At 60.8% G+C, this 21,146-nt stretch carries 20 protein-coding genes and 1 tRNA gene; 14 read left to right on the forward strand and 7 right to left on the reverse strand.

Features of this window, described 5'->3' with window-relative positions; all coding sequences use genetic code 11:
• Positions 1-2: 2 nt before the first annotated feature.
• The 4 genes from ACO08C_RS12970 (at position 3) to tgt (ending at position 3,038) form a co-directional block, all read left to right on the forward strand.
• Complete coding sequence (locus tag ACO08C_RS12970; RefSeq protein ID WP_421786170.1) at positions 3-455, forward strand: peptidylprolyl isomerase; 453 nt, start codon at positions 3-5, stop codon at positions 453-455.
• Between the two features lie 186 nt (positions 456-641).
• A complete protein-coding gene (locus ACO08C_RS12975) occupies positions 642-803 on the forward strand; it encodes a VOC family protein (RefSeq protein ID WP_421786172.1) in 162 nt (53 codons plus the stop codon).
• Positions 804-852: 49 nt separating this feature from the next.
• Positions 853-1,911, forward strand: a complete 1,059-nt coding sequence (gene queA, locus ACO08C_RS12980) for a tRNA preQ1(34) S-adenosylmethionine ribosyltransferase-isomerase QueA (protein WP_421786173.1) — start codon at positions 853-855, stop codon at positions 1,909-1,911.
• Positions 1,908-3,038 (forward strand): tRNA guanosine(34) transglycosylase Tgt, encoded by a 1,131-nt coding sequence (gene tgt, locus ACO08C_RS12985; protein ID WP_421786174.1) that lies wholly within the window; start codon positions 1,908-1,910, stop codon positions 3,036-3,038. Before queA ends, tgt begins: the two co-directional genes overlap by 4 nt.
• Here the strand turns inward: tgt and ACO08C_RS12990 are convergent.
• Positions 3,035-3,643: a hypothetical protein gene (locus tag ACO08C_RS12990; protein ID WP_421786176.1), complete on the reverse strand. Its 609-nt coding sequence runs from the start codon at positions 3,641-3,643 to the stop codon at positions 3,035-3,037. The two genes, tgt and ACO08C_RS12990, sit on opposite strands and share 4 nt — an antisense overlap.
• A gap of 107 nt (positions 3,644-3,750) precedes the next feature.
• Here ACO08C_RS12990 and ACO08C_RS12995 point away from each other — a divergent pair.
• The 6 genes from ACO08C_RS12995 (at position 3,751) to astB (ending at position 10,704) form a co-directional block, all read left to right on the forward strand.
• Positions 3,751-3,826, forward strand: a tRNA-Lys gene (locus ACO08C_RS12995).
• Between the two features lie 484 nt (positions 3,827-4,310).
• The gene (locus ACO08C_RS13000) at positions 4,311-5,459 is read left to right on the forward strand and encodes an OmpA family protein (protein ID WP_421786177.1); all 1,149 of its coding nucleotides are present in this window, start codon (positions 4,311-4,313) and stop codon (positions 5,457-5,459) included.
• Between the two features lie 177 nt (positions 5,460-5,636).
• Entirely contained in the window at positions 5,637-6,899 is a 1,263-nt protein-coding gene (locus tag ACO08C_RS13005) for a hydrolase (RefSeq protein ID WP_421786179.1), read from the forward strand.
• A 3-nt stretch (positions 6,900-6,902) separates the two neighbouring features.
• Complete coding sequence (locus ACO08C_RS13010) at positions 6,903-7,913, forward strand: arginine N-succinyltransferase (protein WP_421786180.1); 1,011 nt, start codon at positions 6,903-6,905, stop codon at positions 7,911-7,913.
• A complete protein-coding gene (astD, locus tag ACO08C_RS13015; RefSeq protein WP_421786182.1) occupies positions 7,910-9,370 on the forward strand; it encodes a succinylglutamate-semialdehyde dehydrogenase in 1,461 nt (486 codons plus the stop codon). Before ACO08C_RS13010 ends, astD begins: the two co-directional genes overlap by 4 nt.
• Positions 9,367-10,704 carry an N-succinylarginine dihydrolase gene (gene astB, locus ACO08C_RS13020; RefSeq protein ID WP_421786183.1) on the forward strand — a complete coding sequence of 446 codons (1,338 nt, stop codon included), beginning with the start codon at positions 9,367-9,369 and terminating at the stop codon, positions 10,702-10,704. The genes astD and astB overlap by 4 nt, the downstream gene beginning before the upstream one ends.
• Here the strand turns inward: astB and ACO08C_RS13025 are convergent.
• Both ACO08C_RS13025 and ACO08C_RS13030 read right to left on the reverse strand, forming a co-directional pair.
• Positions 10,701-11,966, reverse strand: a complete 1,266-nt coding sequence (locus tag ACO08C_RS13025; RefSeq protein WP_421786184.1) for a beta/gamma crystallin-related protein — start codon at positions 11,964-11,966, stop codon at positions 10,701-10,703. The two genes, astB and ACO08C_RS13025, sit on opposite strands and share 4 nt — an antisense overlap.
• Positions 11,967-12,046: 80 nt before the next feature.
• The gene (locus ACO08C_RS13030; protein WP_421786186.1) at positions 12,047-14,155 is read right to left on the reverse strand and encodes an AsmA family protein; all 2,109 of its coding nucleotides are present in this window, start codon (positions 14,153-14,155) and stop codon (positions 12,047-12,049) included.
• Positions 14,156-14,221: 66 nt separating this feature from the next.
• Here ACO08C_RS13030 and ACO08C_RS13035 point away from each other — a divergent pair, with 66 nt between their 5' ends.
• Positions 14,222-15,004, forward strand: a complete 783-nt coding sequence (locus ACO08C_RS13035) for a M48 family metallopeptidase (protein ID WP_421786188.1) — start codon at positions 14,222-14,224, stop codon at positions 15,002-15,004.
• Here ACO08C_RS13035 and ACO08C_RS13040 read toward each other — a convergent pair.
• The gene (locus ACO08C_RS13040; protein ID WP_421786190.1) at positions 14,995-16,512 is read right to left on the reverse strand and encodes an alpha/beta fold hydrolase; all 1,518 of its coding nucleotides are present in this window, start codon (positions 16,510-16,512) and stop codon (positions 14,995-14,997) included. The two genes, ACO08C_RS13035 and ACO08C_RS13040, sit on opposite strands and share 10 nt — an antisense overlap.
• A gap of 85 nt (positions 16,513-16,597) precedes the next feature.
• Entirely contained in the window at positions 16,598-17,002 is a 405-nt protein-coding gene (locus ACO08C_RS13045; protein WP_421786191.1) for a DUF6491 family protein, read from the reverse strand.
• A gap of 56 nt (positions 17,003-17,058) precedes the next feature.
• Here ACO08C_RS13045 and ACO08C_RS13050 point away from each other — a divergent pair, with 56 nt between their 5' ends.
• From ACO08C_RS13050 to ACO08C_RS13060, 3 genes are all read left to right on the forward strand, one after another.
• The gene (locus tag ACO08C_RS13050) at positions 17,059-18,153 is read left to right on the forward strand and encodes an NAD(P)/FAD-dependent oxidoreductase (RefSeq protein WP_421786192.1); all 1,095 of its coding nucleotides are present in this window, start codon (positions 17,059-17,061) and stop codon (positions 18,151-18,153) included.
• A gap of 56 nt (positions 18,154-18,209) precedes the next feature.
• Complete coding sequence (locus ACO08C_RS13055) at positions 18,210-19,013, forward strand: hypothetical protein (protein ID WP_421786193.1); 804 nt, start codon at positions 18,210-18,212, stop codon at positions 19,011-19,013.
• A 100-nt stretch (positions 19,014-19,113) separates the two neighbouring features.
• Complete coding sequence (locus ACO08C_RS13060; RefSeq protein WP_421786195.1) at positions 19,114-20,259, forward strand: DUF2336 domain-containing protein; 1,146 nt, start codon at positions 19,114-19,116, stop codon at positions 20,257-20,259.
• Here ACO08C_RS13060 and ACO08C_RS13065 read toward each other — a convergent pair.
• Positions 20,235-20,753 carry an Hpt domain-containing protein gene (locus tag ACO08C_RS13065; protein WP_421786197.1) on the reverse strand — a complete coding sequence of 173 codons (519 nt, stop codon included), beginning with the start codon at positions 20,751-20,753 and terminating at the stop codon, positions 20,235-20,237. The genes ACO08C_RS13060 and ACO08C_RS13065 overlap by 25 nt on opposite strands.
• 17 nt (positions 20,754-20,770) lie before the next feature.
• The gene (locus ACO08C_RS13070) at positions 20,771-21,139 is read right to left on the reverse strand and encodes a hypothetical protein (RefSeq protein WP_421786199.1); all 369 of its coding nucleotides are present in this window, start codon (positions 21,137-21,139) and stop codon (positions 20,771-20,773) included.
• Positions 21,140-21,146 lie beyond the last annotated feature (7 nt).

Raw genomic sequence — 21,146 nt, forward strand, 5'->3', positions numbered from 1 at the left:
ACATGGCCGATCAGAATCTGGTGTTTGAGCTCGAGGGTGGCGATGTTGTCATCAAGCTGCGTGACGACCTCGCGCCCAAACATGTCGAGCGGATATCCGAACTCGCGGCAGACGGCTTTTATGACGGGCTCACCTTCCACCGCGTAATTGACGGGTTTGTGGCCCAGGGCGGCTGCCCGGACGGAAATGGAATGGGTGGTACCGGCCAGAAGATTGACGCCGAGTTCAATGCCGCCGCGCATGTGCGCGGCGCGTGCTCGATGGCGCGGACATCCGATCCTAACTCCGCGGACTGCCAGTTTTTCATCTGCCTGGACGAGGTGCCGTATCTCGACAATCAGTACACCGTCTGGGGCGAAGTCATCTCCGGCATGGAGCATATCGACGCGCTGCCGAAAGGCGAACCGCCGGCAGACCCCGGCAAGATCGTTGCGGCGCGCCTGGAAGCCGCTTGACGATGTCTGACCCGGTTGTGCATTTCGAGATCTGACGCCGGAATCTCGAGGAAACCGTCTGTTTTATAAGACGGTTTTCGGGTAGGAAATTGCGCCGGGAAGCGACGCGTCGATAACTGCGGAACAGACTGGCGAGGAGGCTTATCGGGCCATTTCACCTCGCTTGGCCACGAGCCGCACAACTATGTGAACATCTGTGTCCGCGTTGACGATACCGCGGCGGCAATCGAGCTGGCGAACGCCGCGGGCGGTGAGGCATTGATCGGTCCTCTGCCGACGCCACAAGGCGAAACCTTCGCTTGCGTCGAAGATCCGGCCGGCAACGCGATCGGTCTTCTAGGGCCCTAGCAGTCCGGGTGCTTGCGCCGGACGCGGTCAGCGAATAGACCCCGCCGCCATGCGTTTGAGCGACTTTGACTTTGATTTGCCCGAAGAGCGGATCGCATTGCGGCCTGCGCGGCCACGCGATTCTGCGCGCCTGTTGCACATCCCGGCGAAGGGCCCGATCGGCGATCATGGCGTGCTTGACCTTCCCAACATCCTCCGGCCCGGCGACGTTTTGGTGGTCAATGATACGCGGGTCATGCATGCCGCGCTAACCGGCATCCGGCCGGCGCGCGATGCGGACGCCAGCGACGTGCATGTCACCTTCAATCTGCACAAGCGGGTCGATAACCGCCGCTGGCGCGCGTTTGCAAAGCCTGGCAAGCGGCTGCGGATCGGTGACGAAATTCTGTTCGGTGAACTTCGCGGACTTGTTGAAGCAAAGTCTGAAGGCGGCGATTTCCTGATTCAATTCAATCTGTCAGGCCGAGAGCTTGAGCGCGCGATTCAGGCGGTCGGCGCGCCGCCACTTCCGCCCTATATTGCGTCCAAGCGGGACATCGATGCCGCGGATAAAGACGATTATCAGACAACGTATGCCGCCGAAGACAAGGCAGAGTCTGTGGCCGCGCCGACTGCCGGGCTCCACTTTACAGACCGGCTCATGGCGGCGCTTGACGCGCGCGGCGTTGCGCGGGTTAGCGTGACGCTGCATGTGGGGGCTGGCACATTTCTGCCGGTCAAATCTGAGAATGTCGAGGAACATCAGATGCATGCGGAGTGGTGTGAAGTTGCTGAATCAGCAGCGGACCTCATCAATCGCGCGAAGAATGACGGTCACCGTATCATCCCGGTCGGCACGACTGCGCTACGTACCCTCGAGAGCATGGCCGATAGTGATGGCTTGCGGGCTGGTTCGATGGAGACCGACATTTTCATCACGCCGGGATACCGTTTTCGCATGAGCGATGCGCTGCTGACCAACTTCCATTTGCCCAAGTCGACCTTGTTCATGCTGGTGTCGGCCCTTGCCGGACTCGACCGGATGCAGTCGGCCTATGCGCACGCCATTTCTGAAAACTACCGGTTCTTTTCCTATGGTGATGCTTGCCTGATCGAGGCGGCGGCATGAGCGCGTTCGATTTCGATTTGCATGCCACCGATGGCGCCGCCCGGACCGGTGTTCTGAAAACGGCCCGCGGCGATATCCGGACTCCGGCTTTCATGCCGGTCGGAACGGCGGCGACCGTCAAGGCTCTGTATCCGGAACAGGTGAGGGCGGCCGGCGCCGATATCATCCTCGGCAACACCTATCACCTGATGTTGCGGCCGGGCGCGGAACGTATCAAGCGTCTCGGCGGGTTGCATGAATTCATGCGCTGGGACGGTCCGATCTTGACGGATTCCGGCGGGTTCCAAGTCTGGTCGCTGGCCAACCTACGGAAGCTGACAGAAGCCGGGGTCGAGTTCCAGTCCCACATTGATGGTTCGAAGCACCAACTCACACCCGAACGCGCCGTGGAGATTCAGGCTGACCTGTTAGGCGCCGACATTTCGATGCAGCTCGACGAATGCACCAACTTCCCGTGCACAGAAGACGAGGCGCGAACGTCGATGGAGCTTTCGCTGCGCTGGGGCGAGCGCTGCAAATCGGCATTCGGTGAGAGGAGGGGCCAGGCGCTGTTCGGGATCGTGCAGGGCGCGGTGTTTGAAGCGCTTCGGAAGGAATCAGCTCAACGCACGATCGAGACCGGATTCGATGGATATGCGATCGGCGGTCTGGCGGTTGGCGAGGGCCGCGAGATGATGTGCAACGTGCTCGATTTCACGGTTGCCGAATTGCCCGCCAGCCGCCCACGCTATCTGATGGGTGTCGGCAAGCCGATTGATCTCGTCGAAGCGGTGGCGCGCGGGATCGACATGTTCGATTGCGTCATGCCTACCCGGTCTGGCCGGCATGGGCAGGCGTGGTCGGATTATGGTCCGGTCAATCTCAAGCGTGCGGAATTCGCTGAAGATCCGGCGCCGCTTAATCCCGAGATCGATTGTCCGGCCAGCTGCGAATATTCAAAAGCCTATCTGCACCATCTCGTGCGCGCCGGAGAATATCTGGCCGCAATGCTAATCAGTTGGCACAATGTGGCTTACTATGAACACCTTATGGCGCGCATGCGTGCAGCCATTCGCGAGCAACGCTTTGGTGCTTTCGCTTCGGAATTTCGGACCCGATGGGCGGAGGGTGAGACGCGGCAGGCTTAGTCTGATGGAATCGACAAGTCGTATTCGTCGAACGCCCGTGTCAGATAGGATTCGCCGCAGCCGAAGCCGTCGAACAAGCCGCGCAGATAGGCACGTCGGTTAAGGGCTGTGGTTTGCTGTTCGCGAGCTTCGCGCTCGATTTCGCCGGCCCGGCCGACAAATCGCAGTACGGGACGCGCGGGGTTCAGTCCGACAATCGCCGAATGATAGAGGTCGCGTGCACCTTGGCTGACCGCGCTGCCGCTGCGGCCCGCCCACATCATGGAACGTTCGCGCCAACTCCGCTCTTCGCTGGTTTCGTCGCTGCGTTCATCCGGCACATAGATGACCTCAGGTCCGAGAACGGCGGTGAGCCGTGCGATGTCCCGTGCGGTTGTCGAGCAGACCCGGCGGGCGCCTTCGCCGCCATAGGGCGTCGGCACTGTGTTGTCGCCTTCATCGACCATGATCCGGCCTGGCCGGTCTTGCGGCCTGCCAAGCGCATCCGAAAAAGCGGTTTGCGTCGTTTCCACGCTCGCCGAACCCAGATCGCCGGCGCGGCCGGCCGTGCTGCAAGCAGTCAGGGCCACGACGCCGAAGACAGCGAGAAAGCAAGTGTTTTTCATGATTCGAATTTATCATTTGCGTTGGAAACTGCACCTGTGGAATTCAAATGCCGTGCAGTATTATTGACCTCGCCTCCTGCCTCCTATAGGTCGTGCCTTCCTTTCGGGAGCCCGTAGCTCAGCTGGTAGAGCAACTGACTTTTAATCAGTAGGTCCAGGGTTCGAATCCCTGCGGGCTCACCATTTCCCGGACACAACTTTTCACTGTCCGTCGCGCCCATATCCCGGCCGGCGCGGCGATCCAGAATCGGTCGCAGAGGTGCGTATTCGGCGTCCCGATTCTGCCGGCTAGACGGCTCCCCGGCGCCATTTTCTGGCGCAATGTCTGGATGATATTTGCTTAAATCGAAGGGAACCGGTGCGTTTATGCAACACCCTAAATAGACCTTGCGGGCGCTTGGAGCCATAATCCCGCTTCGGTAATGTCCAATAGATACTGGAAACAAGGCACAAAAATCGCGTTTCAGGCGAGCGGAATCGCAAAGGGCGCCGCGGCTAAATCGCGTCGCGGAAACACCGTAAAATCCGCGCTTTGGGCTGGCCTCTAAAAAAAAATTCCTGTAGTTATTCCAACAGCGCGTATCGTTATGGCGCTTCACCTGTGTCCGGATTTTGTCCGGGCTGATTAGTTAACGCGATGGAGGCATTTGCCTCCGGAGGGGGTAAAATGAAAAAGTGGCTTCTCACAGCGGCCGCGACCGGCGCCATCGCGATGGCGGCTGGCGCTGCGTCCGCTGACGAAGGCTGGTATGCCAGTGTCGGCGTCGGTAATGGCGGCTTCGGCGATGCTGAAGTTGAAGGTTACCAGCGCGGCGACGAAATCAACGGTGCTGGCGATTGGCGCCAGAATGCTGCCTTCGGTTATGACTGGGCCGACGGCTGGCGCGCCGAGCTTGAAGCGGCTCACCGCTACAACGACTTTGGCCTGATCGGTGCGCACGAGAACTCCTCGAGCTCTATGCACATCTGGTCGCTGATGCTCAACGTTTATCGCGATTTCGGCGGTGGCGGTTTCGCCACGCCGTACGTCGGTGCCGGTATTGGTGCAGCGCACACTGTTGCGAACCTGCAAGGCTTTACGAGCGGCGCCACGCCGATCGTCGATGGCAGCGGGAATATCGTCAGCCCGGCCGGAACGACCTTCACCGTTCTGGATGACACCGACATCACCTACATCGTGAACCTGATGGCGGGCGTTGGCTGGCATCTGTCAGATCAGCTGATCCTCGACACCCAGTATCGCTATGTCCTCGTTGGCGAGACCGACTACCAGGGTACGTCCTATCCGAACGTGAACTTCACGGGTGGAAGCCTGGCGCAAGGCAAGGTCGACCGCTTCGGTGGTCATGAAGGCTGGATCCAGCTGCGGTATCTGTTTGCGGCTCCGCCGCCACCGCCGCCGCCTCCGCCGCCGCCTCCGCCGCCGCCGCCGCCTCCGCCGCCTCCTCCGCCTCCGCCGCCGCCTCCGGTGGTGTGTGAAGACGTTGGCTTCGTGGTCTACTTCGAGTGGGATCGCTCGAACCTCACGGATCAGGCGCGTGCTGTGATCAATCAAGCGGTCAACCAAGCGCGTAATTGCGGCGTTTCCAGCGTCTCGATCGACGGCTTCACTGACCGTTCCGGTTCTGCAGCCTACAATGTGGGTCTGTCCGAGCGCCGTGCACGTGCGGTACGCGATGAACTGGTTCGCCTCGGCGTTCCGGCCAGCGCGATCTCGCTGCAAGCCTTCGGCGAGACCCGCCTGGCGGTGCAGACACCTGACGGTGTCCGCGAGCCGCTCAACCGTCGCGCAGAGGTCCTCATCGACCTTCGCTAACCTGACGGTTGGTATCTGAAAGAAGCGGTCCGGCCAGAAATGGCCGGGCCGTTTTCTTTTGCGCGATCAACAGTTTTCGACGCCACAGGCCTGTGCCTTGACCTGCTCAATAGGCCCAATACAACGGGGGGCTCCGCACAGGCCACCACGCCCAAGCTGCACAACACCAGGGTAGATATGACCGACGCGATAACGCTGTCACACGACGAGTCCGAAGCGCTGAACTGGATCGAAAACCAGTCGGATTCCATGGTCGAAACCCTGAAGCGCTGGGTGAATATCAATTCCGGCAGCCTCAATGCCGAAGGTCTGGAGATCATGCGCTCCGAGCTCGAAGGTGCTTTTGCGCCGCTCGGGGGCGAGATCCGGGCGCAGTCGCTGAAGCCGACAACGGTCGTTGAGAAAAATGGCGATGTGACAGAGCAGGCTTACACGCCGTCCTTCCGTTTGACGCAACGCCTCGAAGCGCCCATCCGCATTGTGCTGACGGGTCACCACGACACGGTGTTTCCGAAGGATAACAGCTTCCAATCTTGGACAATGCGTGACGCCGATGTGATGAACGGCCCTGGCGGGGCGGACATGAAGGGCGGACTATTGGTCATGCTGCACGGGCTGATGGCGCTAGAGCGTCATCCCGAACGGAGCCGGATCGGTTATGATATTCTTATCAGTCCGGACGAGGAGACCGGCTCGCTCGGTTCTGGGCCCGTCCTGCATGAGTTGGGATCGCGCGCGGATATTGGCATGACCTACGAACCAGCCTTGGCGGATGGCTCGCTCGCGGGAGCCCGCAAGGGCTCAGGAAACTGGTCGCTGAAAGTCTCCGGCCGTGCAGCCCATGCCGGCCGCGAACATCATCTGGGCCGGAATGCGATCGTCGCGGCGTCAGAATTTGCGCTGGCGCTCGATGCGCTCAATGGCGAGCGCGACGGTGTGACTTTCAATGTCGCGCGCATAGATGGCGGTGGTCCGCCGAATGTTGTGCCCGCTAACGCTGTGGTCCGTTTCAATGTCCGCATTAAGGACGAGGGTGATCAAGCTTGGGTCCTGGACCATCTAAACCGGCTGACCGCGGACACAGGCCGCCGTGATGGCATTGTGACCGAGTTGTTTGGCGGATTTACGCGCCCGGCCAAACCAATGAGTGCTGCGAACCGCCAAATGTTCGATTGGACACGCGCAGCAGGCAGTGCGCTGGGACTCGACATTCAGTGGAATGCGACCGGCGGGGTCTGCGAAGGGAACAATCTGTGGGCGGCCGGATGTCCGAATGTCGACACGCTCGGTGCCTGCGGAGCAGATATTCACTCGCATGATGAAATCGTGCTTCTGTCCAGTCTTCCCGAACGTGCAAAATTATCGGCCATCATGCTGATGAAATTCGCGAGCGGTGAGTTCGACGCAAAAGCAGCACGCGCATTGGCGGCGGAGGCTTAGTACATGCTGAGAGTTCGGGCGGCGCGCCGCGACGACATTGATGCGTTCGTGAAACTGGCGGATGCGGCGGGCACCGGCTTTACGAGTCTGGCGCTGAGCCGCGATGAGTTGGCGGCCAAGATTGAGGCGTCGCTGCAAGCCTTTGGCTCGACCACCGGCCGGCCGCAGGAATTGGCCTATCTCATGATGCTGGAGGATACTGAAACCGGTGAAGTGGCCGGGTGTTCGGCGGTCAAGGACGCGGTGGGGCTGTCGAAGCCCTATTATGATTTCAAGATCGTCACATTGGCGCAATCCTCCAAGGAAGCCGACCGGCGCTTCGATATGGATATCATGCTTCTGGTGAATGATTTCGCCGGCTGCGCAGAGGTTGGAACGCTGTTCGTCGGCGAGCAGGTTCGCGGACGCGGCGCCGGGCGGTTGGTAGCGCAAACACGGTATCTGCTCATAGCCGCGGATTACGACCGGTTCGGGCCTTTTGTGCTGGCAGAGTTGCGCGGTGTTGTGCGCGAAGACGGGTCTTCGCCATTCTTCGATAATGTGACACGGCCGTTTTTCCGGATGAGTTTCGACGAGGCCGACCGGATGAGTGCGGCTGCGATCGACAACCAGTTCATTCTCGATCTGATGCCGAAGCATCCGATTTATGTCGATGTGTTGCCAGAGGCGGCGCGCGACGTGATTGGCAAAATCCACGCGCAGGGCGGCGGCGCCAAGGCTTTGCTGGAATGGGAGGGCTTCACCTACAACCGCTATATCGACATTTTTGATGGCGGTCCTTTGATGTCGGTGCCCACGCGTCAGGCGCGCACCGGGCGTGAAAGCCGGGTCATGACGGTTGCCGGCGGCGATGGCGAGACTGACGCCATCGTGACGACCGACCGGTTCGACGATTTTCGGGCCATCAAGACGTCGGTTTCCATCGACGGCGAGAATGTCGGCCTGTCGGAATCCGCACAGCGGGCGCTCGGTCTCGCGACCGGCGATTCGGCCAGAGTTTGGAGCAGAACATGAAATTGACCGGACAGTGCTTCATCGACGGAGGCTGGCGCGACGGACAGGGCGAGGCGTTCGACTCGCACGATCCGGCGTCGTCGGAGACGGTTTGGGCGGGCCGGTCGGCCAATGTGAATGACGTTGATGCTGCGTTCCGGGCGGCACGCGAGGCGTTTCCGCGATGGGCGCGACAATCGCTGGCGTCGCGTCTTAAGATCGTTGAGCGATTCGGGAAGTTGCTGGCGGAGCACAAGGCCGAAATCGGTGAGCTGATTGCGCGCGAAACCGGAAAACCGCTCTGGGACAGCCTCGGAGAGGCCGGCGCGATGGCCGGCAAGATCGCGATATCGATCCGCGCTCACGCGGAGCGAACAGGCGAGCTCAAAAACGAAACCGACTTCGGATCCGCAGAATTACGGCACAAGCCGCTCGGCGTGATGTTTGTGTTGGGGCCGTATAATTTTCCCGGGCATTTGCCGAATGGTCATATCGTTCCGGCATTGATCGCGGGCAATACCTGCGTGTTCAAGCCGTCGGAGCTGACACCGGCTGTTGGCGAGATGATGATCCGCCTGTGGGAAGAGGCGGGCCTGCCGGCCGGTGTCGTCAATCTGATACCGGGTGCGCGCAACACCGGAGCTGCGGCGCTCGATCACGCCGAGCTGGACGGCGTTCTGTTCACCGGCTCCCACAACACCGGCCAGTTCATTCACAAGAAGTTCGCCGGGCGCACTGGCATTCAATTGGCGCTCGAGATGGGCGGCAATAATCCGCTGGTCATTTGGGACGCGACGGACACTGAGGCGGCTGCACGTATCGCAGCGTTTTCGGCTTTCGTCACATCCGGACAAAGATGTTCGTGCGCCCGCCGCATCATCGTCGAGAATGGCGTCGCAGGCGATGCCCTCGTAAAGTTGCTGGCAGACATCGCGCAGAAACTTCCCGTGGGCGCATGGAATGACAATCCGGAACCCTTCATGGGACCGCTGGTGTCGGCGCAAGCCGCCGAGCAAGTCATCAAGGCGCAAGTGGCGCTCGTGGAGGAGGGCGGTAAATCCATCCTGCCGGCCAAGCTCCTCGACCGGCGCGAGCCGTTTGTTTCGCCAGGGATTATCGATGTCACCGGAACGGATCATCCGGATGCCGAAGTTTTCGGGCCGCTGGTGAAAATCATCCGGGTGCCGGATTTCGACGCCGCCCTGCGCGAAGCAAATAACACAGCTTTTGGTCTGTCGGCCGGGCTGGTCAGCGACGACAGTGCACTGTGGGAACGGTTCCGCGTTGAAGCACGGGCCGGGATCGTGAATTGGAACAGGCCGACGCCGGGCGCCACATCGAACATGCCGTTTGGCGGTCCGGGCCAGTCCGGCAATTTGCGTCCTTCGGCCTATTATGCGGCGGATTATTGTGCCTATCCGGTGGCCAGCCAGATCGCGCCCAAGCCGGAGCGCATCTCGCTGATGGGGCTTTCATGAGCGCTGTCGAAGCCAATTTCGACGGGATTATCGGCCCTACGCACAATTATGGCGGGTTGAGCTTCGGCAATATTGCATCGGACAAAAACCGCGGCGCGGTTTCGTCGCCGAGGGATGCCGTTCTCGAAGGACTTGGAAAGGCGAAGGCATTGGCCGATGCCGGACTTGTGCAAGGCGTACTGCCGCCGCAGGAGCGTCCGGCGGTCGGCTATCTTCGACGGCTCGGATTTGTGGGAGACGATGCGGCCATTATCGAATCCTCATGGATGGCCAGCCCGGCTCTGGTCCGCAATGTCTATTCGGCGTCGCCAATGTGGGCGGCAAATGCCGCAACGGTATCGCCTTCCACCGACACATCCGACAAACGCCTGCACATGACACCGGCCAACCTCGTCACCACTCTGCACCGTTCTCTGGAAGGGGCGGCAACCGAGCGGGCCTTGCAGCGCGTCTTTCCCGGCAGGCAATTCGCGGTGCATAACCCGCTACCCATGCAATCGACTTTTGCGGATGAGGGCGCCGCCAACCATGTTCGCCTGTGTGCAGAACATGGTGCGGCGGGCGTCGAAATATTTGTCTATGGCCGGGAAGGTGGCGAGTTGCAGAGCGGGCATTTCCCGGCACGCCAGACACGCGAATCCTGCGAAGCGATCGCCCGTCGGCACGGCCTGGACCCAGCACGGTGCGTTTTCCTGAAGCAGTCGCGCAAGGCGATAGATGCCGGCGCGTTTCACAATGACGTTGTCTGTGTGGGAACGCTCAACACGCTTTTTTTCCACGAGATGGCTTTCGCGGATCCGGAAGGTGCTCGCCAGGCTATCCGCCGGGCAGCAGACGGATTGTTCGATCCGGTCTTCGTCGAGGTGCCGGAGGATGAGGTGCCGATCCGCGATGCCATTGCGAGCTATCTCTTCAATTCGCAACTGCTTTCCATGCCGGGCGAAGACCGTCTGATGCTGAATGCGCCGATCGAGTGCGAAGAAACGGATTCCACGCGTGAGTATTGTGCGCGAATGACAGCCGGCAACGGCCCCATCGGCAAGGTGGCTTTCGTCGATGTGCGCCAGTCCATGCGCAATGGCGGTGGTCCGGCCTGTCTGCGATTGCGGGTTGTTTTAACAGATGAAGAGTGTGCGGCCGTCAATCGTGACTGCCTGATGTCTGATGACCTGTATGCCAAGCTCACGGGCTGGGCGAAGCAGCATTACCGCGACCGGTTGCATCCGGACGATTTGCGTGATCCTTCGCTGATCGAGGACAGCCGGTCAGCACTGGATTCGCTGACCGGCCTGCTCGGTTTGGGAGCGGATTTCTATCCGTTCCAGCGCAATTAGCGCCAGACGCCGGATTTTGGCCCGTAATAGCCGCCGCCTTCGGGCCGGACAGACGAAATCCGATTGCCGAGCCCGTAGGCATTGAGGTTGCGAACGCGGCCGGAAATGGTGCGGCAGGGTGTACCGAAATTGGCGTCTTCGCAAACCGTCCACTCCCCATAGCCGTTGACGATGGCCGACATGGCCCGGTCGTTCCAGCCTTGGCGTGTCAGGTTGTAGGTTTCGCGATCGATGACGATCGATGGTCCGTTGAAATTCGGCCCCGCGAATAGCGTCAGCGTGCCATCCGGGCCGTATCCGCCGCCAGGCCCATAATAGCCGGGATCGTTGTATCCTTCGGGGCGCACCGAGGTCACACGGTTGCCAAGACCGAAGGCATCGAGATTGCGCACGCGGCCTGACACAGTGCGGCAGGGCGAACCGAATCCTTCGTCCTCGCAAATCGTCCAGCTGCCGCTGCCCTCGACGACCAATGACATGGCGCGGTCATTCCAGCCCTGACGGGTGAGATTGTAGGTTTCGCGGTCGATATTGATCGACTGACCGGTGAAATTGGGACCGGAGTATAGCGTCAGCGAGCCATCGCCATACCCGCCACCTGGATATCCGCCACCCGGGCGGCCGCTGTCGTAAACACGGCGCACGGAGGAGACGGTATCATTCATGTTGTAGGGGCCGAGATTGCGCGTGTCGTCGTCCAGCGTGATGCAGCGCCCGCGGTAGTTGGCGTGTTCGCAGAATTCCCAGGCTTCACCACGCGCAATCAGGACGGATCGGGCGAGATCATTGAAGTTCCGGCCCATGAGGTTGAGATTGTCGTGGCGGATATGAACAGAGGCGCCATTGTAGTGATGGCCCTCGAACAGAACAATTCCATTGCGTGGCCGATCGAGACTCCCTGGACCGCCGGGGCCTCCCGTACCTGCATCATATTCCATGCGCGCCGAACTGACATGACCAGCCAGTTGGAAGGGGTTCAGATTGCCGACATCATCGGAAAACTGGTGACAGACGCCGCGGAAATTGGCGTGATGGCAGAGTGTCCAGCTTCCAGCCCCTTCGACGCGAATGGACTGGGCGCGGTCATTGAAATTGATCGTCTGAAAGTTCACGACATCGCTCCGGATGGTGACGGACTCGCCCGTGAAATTCAGCCCGGAATAAAGCGTTAGCGACCGATTGCCTCCGCCGCGCTGGGCGTCGGCTGCTGCTGCCATCATCAATGTCGCGCAAAGCGCCAGGATCAAATTCGTCAGTTTCATTGCTTGCTCCCATGCGGGCGAGACTTATCCATTCGCGGACGATAAACAAAAGAAGGTGAACCTATGGCAACGGCATCAGCCTAGTTGCCGTTGCCGTTGCCCCCTTCGTCCTCTTCTTGTTGACCGCCGCGATTACCGAACAGGTCGCGCAGCAACCGTTCCGCCGGATCCTCAGGTTCATCGCTTTCGCCGTTAGCGTCGTCATTAGATGTATCATCGTCGTTTCCGCCGAGACCAAGCGCGCTGCCCAAAGCACTGCGCAAGGCATCTTCCGGATCCTGGCCGGTGATCACGTTCTGAACCGCGCCCTGCAGCAAGGCGCGACCGACAGCATCCCAGTCAATTCCAACATTTGGATTGTTGAACGATCCGCGGATCAGGATTGGCACGACTATGCCGCGCAGATCACGATCCCCACCTTGTCCTTCAATACTCGCTACAGCACGCGGGCGCAGCCGGTAGTCCAGTGTCTGCGCACCGAGGTTAACAGTTCCGGCGCCGTCAACCCGGATCAGCGGGCTAAGCATAACGAGATCGGAATTGCTGGCGATGCCATTGCTCACATTAAAACTACCGTCCAGCGACGAGAAATCTGTCTCCTCCTGCTCGCCGAACCCTTCTGGCAGGCGGCGATTTGTGAGTGCCGATTCGATGCCGCGAATCGCTTGAGCGAGGTTCACGCCGCGGATCGCGCCATCGGCAAATGCGAAGTCGCCACTGCCGTTTAGCGCGTTCATCACTTCAGCCTGGCTGGAGCCGGATGTCAGCAGATCAATGCGAATCCGCCCTGTTCCAGACAGCCGGTCAAATCCGGCGGCGGCTTCCAGAAGCGGCAGCGCCGCAACCGACCGGATGTCGGCGGAAACCCGGAATGACGGCGTGCCCGTCCGGCCGTTTGCGATGAAGCTGGCGGAGCCGCTTCCGTCGTAGAGCGATATCCGCGTCAGATTGGCTTCAAGGCGCGAATTGACGAGACTGACGTCGAGCGCGGCGTCGGAAATCTCGATCTCCTGAACCTGCAATCGGCCAACGGTCAAGGACAGGTCGGCATCGGCGGCTGCGAGTGCCGATAAATCGATCGGCTCGCTCGACCAAGGCGGAACACCTGATGCCACCTCGCCGGTGTCGGGCGCGACGGGTATATATCGGGTGACATCCAGCTCGGGTACATTGAGCGTGCCTGTTATCGCGGGGCGGAGCCCGGACAGATCGGCGGCGACACGACCCGTAGCAGCGATATCGTCCAATCGGATGCGTCCGCCCGAGCCCGAGGCATCCAGCGAAATATCCGAAAGGCCACCCCGCAGCTGGCCGGCAAAGGCGAAACTCTCAAGTCCGTCACCAGCCGGCAGCGGGCTGCCGGCAAAAGCTGCAAGGTTCCGGATGGACGGAATATTGGCGGTCAGCTGCCCAATATAGCGAAGGCTTTCACCGGCCGGAATCGTTCCGTCGAAGCCCAGATCGATCAGATTGCCGCCGAGCTCGAGCCGGGCGGTGACTTCGTCTCCGTCGAAGAAACCGCGCAGCGATCCGAGATGGGCCGACAGCGTCATTGCTTCTCCGTCGGCCGACAATTCACCTTCGATCTCAAAAGGCTGGTCGAGCCCCGGCATGCGGATTGTGAGATCGAGGCCTTCGATCTCCCGCGTCTGCCGACCGTCATCAAAGCTGATAAACCCGTCGACGATCCGGATATCGCCCAGAGAGGCCTCGAAGGGGAGAGCGCCGGGGCGGCGAACCCAGCCTTCAGCAGCGCTATCCGTGGCTGCCGGCGCGGCATTGCCGAGGGTCCAATTGTTGCGTCCACCGCGTTGCTCGAGCCGGATAGTGGGTTCGATCAGCACGAACTCCTCGATCACGACATTCCTGGATAACAATGGCCAGAGTTGTACCCTGACCCGCATTTCCGCCATTTCCGCGAAAGGCGTGGCACGGAAACCGTCCGCATTTGCGATCGTGACGTCGCGCGCCTCGATCTCCACGCGCGGCAGAATCCGCAGGCTGACATCGCCTGCCAGCGTGACCTCGCGCCCCAGATTGTCGCTGGCGGCCTGCTGAGCTTGTTCGCGGTAAACCGATTCCGGGATGATGAAGGGCAGGATGATGGCTGCCAAGACCGCAGCGACCAGTAAAATCAGGACAAATGAGAACAGGCGCCGCAGCATGAATTCCTCCGCAATTACGGACACGGCTGTTTTCCGCGCCGCGTTTCCGGCTAGTATAGCCCCAAGTGTGAGGGTCGTTCAGGGGGTAGCATGACAATCCGCAAGATTTCGATGAGCCGCCGCGACATCGTCCTTGGTCTTGCCGCTGGAACGATCATCCCGGTGTCGGGCTGTGCGCAGAACAGCGCGCTTGGCCGGTCGCAGCTTCAGCTGGTGTCGCAAGATCAGATCATGATGCTGTCACAGCAAGCCTGGCAGGAAGCGCTGCAGCGCGAACGGGTGCTTCGCGATCCGCGCTATAATCGCCGTCTGCAACGCGTCGGTGCCAACATGGTGGCGCGGACCGGCATGTCCGACCTCGATTGGGAATTCGTGGTTATCGATTCCGATCAGGTCAATGCGTGGGTCTTGCCGAATGGCAAGGTAGCCTTCTATCGCGGCATTCTCGACATTATGGAGGAGGACGGCCACATCGCGACCGTGATGGGTCACGAAATGGGCCATGTTGCGGGGCGCCATGCGGCTGAGCGTGCCAGTCAGCAACGGGCCAGCCAGCTTGGCTTGCAGCTCGCCGGTGCGGTCCTGCAGCAGCAGGGCGTCAATTTCAATGAAGACATGGCGGCTGCGCTCGGTGTCGGCGTAACTTACGGGGTCATTCTGCCTTATTCGCGTCAGCATGAGTTCGAGGCTGACCGGCTCGGCGTCGACTATATGGTGACAGCCGGATATGCGCCGCACGAAGCTCTGGATTTCTGGCTGGCCATGTCGACATTGCACCGCGATGCATCATTCGAATTCATGTCGACCCACCCTTCGGATGAAGCGCGGATCAGCGCCATGCGCGCTCACATTGCGGCGCGGGGTTATTCCTGACCGTTCAACGCTGAAAGGTATTCGAGCCGTTCGAGCAGGGTCGCTGCACGATCATTGTCCGGATCATCCTGGAGGATCACGTTGAGCCGGTGTTCAGCCGCTTCCCAATCTCCGGTTAGAAGATAGGTTTCGGCCATTAACGGCGGGAAGACGTCGCGATCCGGGTATCGCGATTGGGCAAATCGCGCGATGTCGAGCGCGTCGTCAAAGCGCGCCGTCTGATTGAAGTAGTTGATCAGGTTTACAAGCGAGCGCCAGCCGAACATGTCGTCGCTGGCCGGCGGATTTTCATCGCGAACGGTCTCAAACAACCGGATCGCAGCTTGCGCGGACTCAATGCGGGCAACCGTCGAAAACGCCCACGGCCCCGGGAAGGGAGATCCCGCAGGGCGATATTCGATCGAGCGGAGTTCGGAGTGTTCAAATGACGGCGGAACATTTGTCCCGGCGGATAAATAATGATCGAGGAAATGGCTGACATCCGACATGACAAGCTGGAAAGCGGTGCGTGCGTCTGAGGGGGACAGGGTTTCAGAGGCCGGATCGAACGGATCGAAATAGAGGCTCAGGAAAAGAGACGAGAACGCGGCGTGCTGAAGGGTTCTATAGGATGCCAGATAAGCGTCGGCGCGCCGGATATTCTCAAAGTAAGAAACCCGATCAATCGCCGTGGCGTTTTCCGGACGGCGCTCGCCGACGGCGAGGAAGATCGGATCGGCTAGGTTGCTCGCAGCGTCAAACTCGCCCAGCACGCGGTTTTCGTCCAGGGTCTGGGCATTGTAGGAGATGGTGCCGTCGAGGCTGACGATGGCGTCGACATTCGGATTGCGGGCCGCAAACAGAACGGCCGGAACACTCCCCCAGCTGCGTCCGATCACCGCCAGTCGCGAAATGTCGGCAAAGTCCAGACCTGCGGCATGGGCAGCCAGAAATTCGAGGTCACGGGCGCCGGTTTCTGCACCTTCCTGATCCCAGGACATCAGCGGGTCTGTGCGCGCTGCAGAGCGCGACGCCAGCACCACATAGCCGTCCGAGGCTAGCCTTTCGGCAAGACCGAAATTGTCGTGCCAGCCGGCACCCGATCCCGCAGCGATAACGATGACCGGGAATGTACCCGGGGCCGGATCGGCGTTCTCTATGGCGTCGGTTGCCTGCGACAGACGGTGCGCGAGCGATTCAGGCAGAATGTTCGGATCTAATGCGAGGACCATCTCCGCCACGTATTGCTGTGCATTTGCGGCCGCGCCGACGGCCAAAGTATCTGCAGTCGCGGCGGCACGGATGTAATTGCGCAGCGTCATGCGCGTGCCACTGCTTTCATTGCTCGGGTACCAGATGCCGATCTGCATAGGCCGGTAAACGATCTCGTCAGAGGATGCAGAACCGTATTCGCGTGTCAGATCGTAGGTGTCGATACGCTGAAATCCGACACCAAAACCCTGCGGGTAAGCGCTCACGCTAATCGCAACTGCCAGAAAAAATCCGCAGCCCATGCGCCGTCCGGCCATCGCCCCCTCCGTTGATATCCGGTGCCGGGACGATTGTGGCGATCGCAGCCAACCGGCGGATGGCCACGGTATTACCCATTCTTAACTAGTCAGAATTGTCAGCGGTTTCGCCTGCGGCAGCGGCCCGTGCCTCAATCAGCGCGCGTGCGCTCTCGACGTCTTCGACTTCTTCGATCGTATCGATTGCGCAACGGAAGCCGTCGTCGGGGATCAGATACTCCACGACCGGCGGGCAAACCGTTTCCGTTTCACCGAAAGTGGTGGCGATCCGGGCGCCGAAATTGAGCCCGGGGCAGCTGTGGCGAGTCGTCACCAGATAATGACGGCTGACGCCACCGCGCAGTACGACATGCTGGCGATCGATTACGGTGTAGCCGTTGATGTTCGTCAGACGCACGCATCGCGGTGCGTCATCAGATGCATCCTGGGCTAAGGACGGGCCGGCGAAAGCCGCCGCTGCGGCCAGCGCTGAGTATATCAGTGACTTCATCTCGCACTCCTCGAAAAGGACGCTAGTTTGCGCCTCCCGACATGAAGCCGAGCTGAATGACAGTCAAATCAACTTCCCGCGCGCGGATTGCCATCGTTGGCGGCGGAATCGCCGGGTTGGCCTGTGCCTACGAACTGTCTCGGCGCGGAATGCAACCGACCGTATTCGAATCTGCGCGGGCGGGTAGGGGTGCATTATGGGCATCCGGGGGGATGCTCGCGGGTGTCTTCGAGAGCGCTGAATCGGGTGCTGATAAAGCGGTTGTGGGCCTAGCCCGCCGCGGTCTCGCGTGCTGGCGGGATTGGTCGACGGATCTTGGCCGCGATGCCATTGGCTATCGGGCCGCAGGATCGCTCTCCCCGGCTTCGGGTAAGGCCGGACGGGACTGGCTGGAACGGTTGGAAGACGCTGCGCGTCGGCAGGGCTTTCGCGTTGAACATGTTCCGGTGCCAGACGGGCTGGTAGCGGATGCCGCGCTGCGTTTTCCCGATGACGGCGAACTCGACAACCGTTTGCTGGGCCCGCATTTGGTTGCGGCATTGCGCGAGCGTGGCGTCGACATACACGAAAACCGCACGGTCGATTCCATCGATATCCGGCCAAGCGGCGGGATTGATCTCAGATTTGCCGGAATGGCGCTGCCGTTCGATGCTGCAATTCTGGCGACCGGCCATGATGCCGGTCTGGCACCCATCGATCCGGCGATCTCTGCAATCGTGCCGGTGAAAGGCGAAATGCTGTCTCTTCGTGAGGCAGCGGTCGGGCTTGATGCCTGTGTGCGGGCTCGGTCGGTCTACATGTCGCAAAAGCCGGACCGACGCATCGTGATCGGCGCCAGCAGCTGGTTTGGAGCCAACGACCTGGCGATTGATGATAGCGCGATTAGCCGGCTACGACGGCACGCTGAGGCGTTGCTGCCGCAACTGGCGGGCGCGACAGAGCTCGAAAGATGGGCGGGTATCCGGCCAGGTACGAAGGACGGCCTGCCGATCCTCGGCGAAAGCCGCGCCCCAGGTGTTTTTCTCGCTCTCGGGCTTTATCGAAACGGCGTGCTGTACTCGCCGGCTGTGGCGGAGATGCTCGCGGACACCATTCTCAATGGGCGGCCATTCCCGTCTGGCTTTTCACCGCGCCGGTTCGACGAGCGTTAACGGCAAGTTAGCGGCTGGATTGAACACTCCAGAACAAACCACGCCGAGTCGTCGTCATGAGCACCATCTCTCCTGCATCCGATTCCACACATGCCTTAATCGCGCGGGCCTCTCAGGAAACCGGCGCCGATTTCGATTTCATGGTCAGGACGGCCGCACGCGAGAGCAATTTCGACCCGAACGCCCGCGCCTCGACCTCAAGCGCTGCGGGGATGTACCAGTTTCTTGACCAGACTTGGCTTGCCATGATGCACCGGCACGGAGCCAACCACGGATTGGCGCAGGAAGCCGGACAGATCGAGCAGGGCGAGAACGGGCGTTTTTCCGTGCGCGATCCGGCTGAACGACAACGCATTCTCGACTTGCGCTTCGATGCCGGCGTCGCAGCGCGGATGGCCGGAGAACTGGCTGCAGAGAATGCGGCGATCCTGGAGACGCGAATTGGGCGTCAACCGACCTCCGGCGAGCTTTATGCGGCGCACTTCCTGGGCGCTGGTGGTGCGTCCGAATTGATCAATGCGGCGCAAACGACGCCGGCCACCCGCGCCGACAGCCTGTTTCCGGCGGCGGCGGCGGCCAATCGCAATGTCTTCTTCGATGGCGGGCGAGCGCGCAATGTGCGTGAAGTGCTTGCGGGTCTCACGCGGGAGGAGGCGGTGTCGATCCCGTCTCGTCAGATTCCAACGAGCCGCGGATCCGATTTACCCTTGCGTTTCGAAGCGCCGAGTCAGGATCAGGCCGCGCCTTTCCTGTCGCGCCGCATCGGGCTGGCGGGGCATGGCGACACCTTGTCGCCCGCGGTGCTTGCCATTCTGGCTTCATTGGACGCACCAGCACGCGATGATGATCGCCGCGGTTAACTTTTTGGCCTGCTGCGCAAGGAATCGTTAACACGGGAGTCGGAGCCTTGGACTGAAAGCGAATCGCATCGTGGCGATTGCTCAGCTACAGGACAGGCAAATGAGCCTTACCGCCATGCGGTCTCGATTGACCGACGACGACATCCGGCGCCTCGTCAAAGGTGAGTCCGCCGAGGACCGCGCCCTTGCCGCGCGCAAGATCTGCCAGCGGATAGACGCGCCCGATCTGACGGCAGAAGAGCGCGAGGCGGCGGACGCCATTATCGAGATGATTGCGCGCGATGCCGCCACGCTGGTGCGCCGGTCATTGGCGGTCACATTGCGGCGTTCGCCTCATTTGCCGAAAAAGATCGCCCTTCAGTTGGCGAAGGACATCGAATCGATTGCTGTGCCGGTGATCGCAGGCAGCCCGGTGTTCACCGATGAGGAGCTGATTGAAATTGTGCGCACACAGCCGGCCGCCAAACAGGCTGCGGTGGCCGCGCGCGAGACAGTGTCGAAGCGTGTCATCGTCTCGCTGATCGAGCATGCCGACGAAACCGCTATGGGCATCGCGGCGGCCAATGATGGCGCCGAGTTCGACGATGAAACGTTCGAACGCACGATTAGCCGCTTTGCGCAATCTCAAAAAGTCATGGACTCGTTCGTTTCGCGCTCAGTGCTGCCGATCGAGTTCACGGAGAAAATCATTGCGCGCGTCAGCGATGATGCGTTGCAACGCCTTGTGCGTCGTCATGCGCTGCCGCCGCAGGTCGCCGTCGATATGGCTGAAGAGGCGCGTGAGCGTGCAACAGTGGATCTTGTCGATCAGGCAGGTGTGGCGCCGGACATGCCGCGCTTCGTGGCCCAACTCCAGTCGTCGGGTCGCTTGACGCCGTCCATCATTCTCCGCGCGCTCATGCGAGGACATATCGCATTTTTCGAACACGCGGTGGCCCGGCTTGCCGACATACCGCATTCGAAAGCCTGGTTACTGATCCACGATGCGGGACCGCTGGGATTGAAAGCCGTGTTCGAACGCACCGGCCTGCCGCCGCGGATACTGCCCGCGATCCGGGCCGCGATCGAAACCTATCATTCAATTGAGATGGGCGCTGGCGAAGAAGGCCGGATCGTGTTCCGCCGCCGACTGGTCGAGCGTTCGCTGACCCAGTTCCAGGGCGTTCCCGAGGAAGATCTCGAATATATCCTGGCGCGGCTCGACCAGGATGAGAGTGAAGATTATCCAGCCGCCCTCGCCGGCTGATCCTCAAACTCAGCAACCATTTCCAGAACCTGTGTTTCCAGCTCTTCCGCGAGAGCGCGGCCGACCGGATTGTGCTCGTCCCGGATGTCCTGACGCAGGGCAGCCCGGATGGCTTCGGTGTGCGCAATCGCCAGCTTTGCGCTTGCAATGCGGCGCTTCTCCTCGGTCTCGATCAGCTTTGAAAGCGATGCTGCCATGCGGGTGATGATCGGGAAGTTGTAGGTAGTGCCCATCCCGCGCAGATCGTGCGCACGGGCGAACAGACCGAGCCCTGCCTCGCCATTCAGCCCCTCGGATTGAACCCGCTTGGCCGCCGCTTCAAGCTTGTCGACTTCGGACTCAAGCCATTCGGCAAAAACCTCTTTCATGTCTTCGAGCGCCTTTTCAGCCCGCCCAATGGCTTGTTCGTCAATCGGTCCGATTCGGCCGCCGATTTTCACGCGCAACATGTTGGGAGGCGTGATCATCTCAATGGGTTGTTGCTTCTTGACCATTTCGGGGCTTCCTCGGTTCAGAGTAATGCAGCATGCGCGGCGCTCGGCAGGCGTTTTGAAGGCCCAGAGACGTTGTCCATCAGGGCTTTCGCAAGCTCGGCCGGGCGGAAAGGCTTTGCCAGCTCATCGGTTGCGCCACGGGATTTGGCGCCTGGCACGAGTCGAATCATGGGAAGGCCGACATCGTGGGCGTCAAATGCATCGTCAATAATGGCGATATCGAAGTGCTGGGCGCGCGATTGGGCTTCGGCTTCACCGGCGCCGGTTACGCTGGCAGACGCCACGCACCCCATCGCCCTAAGGACCGCTTCAAGCGACTGGCTGAAGCGTTGCGATGAGCTGCAGATGAGTACGGCCATGTCCAGCCTGCCGGTAAATGTGTGCATTCGATCC

The sequence above is a fragment of the Hyphobacterium sp. genome (assembly GCF_965229905.1).
Lineage (GTDB): Bacteria > Pseudomonadota > Alphaproteobacteria > Caulobacterales > Maricaulaceae > Hyphobacterium.

What these genes read in the sequence shown, in the direction of transcription:
- ACO08C_RS13000 (WP_421786177.1), top strand. Translation starts at nt 4,311, where the DNA reads ATGAAAAAGTGGCTTCTCACAGCGGCCGCGACCGGCGCCATCGCGATG.
- ACO08C_RS13035 (WP_421786188.1), top strand. Translation starts at nt 14,222, where the DNA reads ATGACAATCCGCAAGATTTCGATGAGCCGCCGCGACATCGTCCTTGGT.
- ACO08C_RS12970 (WP_421786170.1), top strand. Translation starts at nt 3, where the DNA reads ATGGCCGATCAGAATCTGGTGTTTGAGCTCGAGGGTGGCGATGTTGTC.
- astD (WP_421786182.1), top strand. Translation starts at nt 7,910, where the DNA reads ATGAAATTGACCGGACAGTGCTTCATCGACGGAGGCTGGCGCGACGGA.
- ACO08C_RS13065 (WP_421786197.1), bottom strand. Translation starts at nt 20,753, where the DNA reads ATGGTCAAGAAGCAACAACCCATTGAGATGATCACGCCTCCCAACATG.
- ACO08C_RS13010 (WP_421786180.1), top strand. Translation starts at nt 6,903, where the DNA reads ATGCTGAGAGTTCGGGCGGCGCGCCGCGACGACATTGATGCGTTCGTG.
- ACO08C_RS12990 (WP_421786176.1), bottom strand. Translation starts at nt 3,643, where the DNA reads ATGAAAAACACTTGCTTTCTCGCTGTCTTCGGCGTCGTGGCCCTGACT.
- tgt (WP_421786174.1), top strand. Translation starts at nt 1,908, where the DNA reads ATGAGCGCGTTCGATTTCGATTTGCATGCCACCGATGGCGCCGCCCGG.
- ACO08C_RS13005 (WP_421786179.1), top strand. Translation starts at nt 5,637, where the DNA reads ATGACCGACGCGATAACGCTGTCACACGACGAGTCCGAAGCGCTGAAC.
- ACO08C_RS13045 (WP_421786191.1), bottom strand. Translation starts at nt 17,002, where the DNA reads ATGAAGTCACTGATATACTCAGCGCTGGCCGCAGCGGCGGCTTTCGCC.
- ACO08C_RS13040 (WP_421786190.1), bottom strand. Translation starts at nt 16,512, where the DNA reads ATGGCCGGACGGCGCATGGGCTGCGGATTTTTTCTGGCAGTTGCGATT.
- ACO08C_RS13055 (WP_421786193.1), top strand. Translation starts at nt 18,210, where the DNA reads ATGAGCACCATCTCTCCTGCATCCGATTCCACACATGCCTTAATCGCG.
- ACO08C_RS13025 (WP_421786184.1), bottom strand. Translation starts at nt 11,966, where the DNA reads ATGAAACTGACGAATTTGATCCTGGCGCTTTGCGCGACATTGATGATG.
- queA (WP_421786173.1), top strand. Translation starts at nt 853, where the DNA reads ATGCGTTTGAGCGACTTTGACTTTGATTTGCCCGAAGAGCGGATCGCA.
- ACO08C_RS13060 (WP_421786195.1), top strand. Translation starts at nt 19,114, where the DNA reads ATGAGCCTTACCGCCATGCGGTCTCGATTGACCGACGACGACATCCGG.
- ACO08C_RS13050 (WP_421786192.1), top strand. Translation starts at nt 17,059, where the DNA reads ATGACAGTCAAATCAACTTCCCGCGCGCGGATTGCCATCGTTGGCGGC.
- astB (WP_421786183.1), top strand. Translation starts at nt 9,367, where the DNA reads ATGAGCGCTGTCGAAGCCAATTTCGACGGGATTATCGGCCCTACGCAC.
- ACO08C_RS13070 (WP_421786199.1), bottom strand. Translation starts at nt 21,139, where the DNA reads ATGCACACATTTACCGGCAGGCTGGACATGGCCGTACTCATCTGCAGC.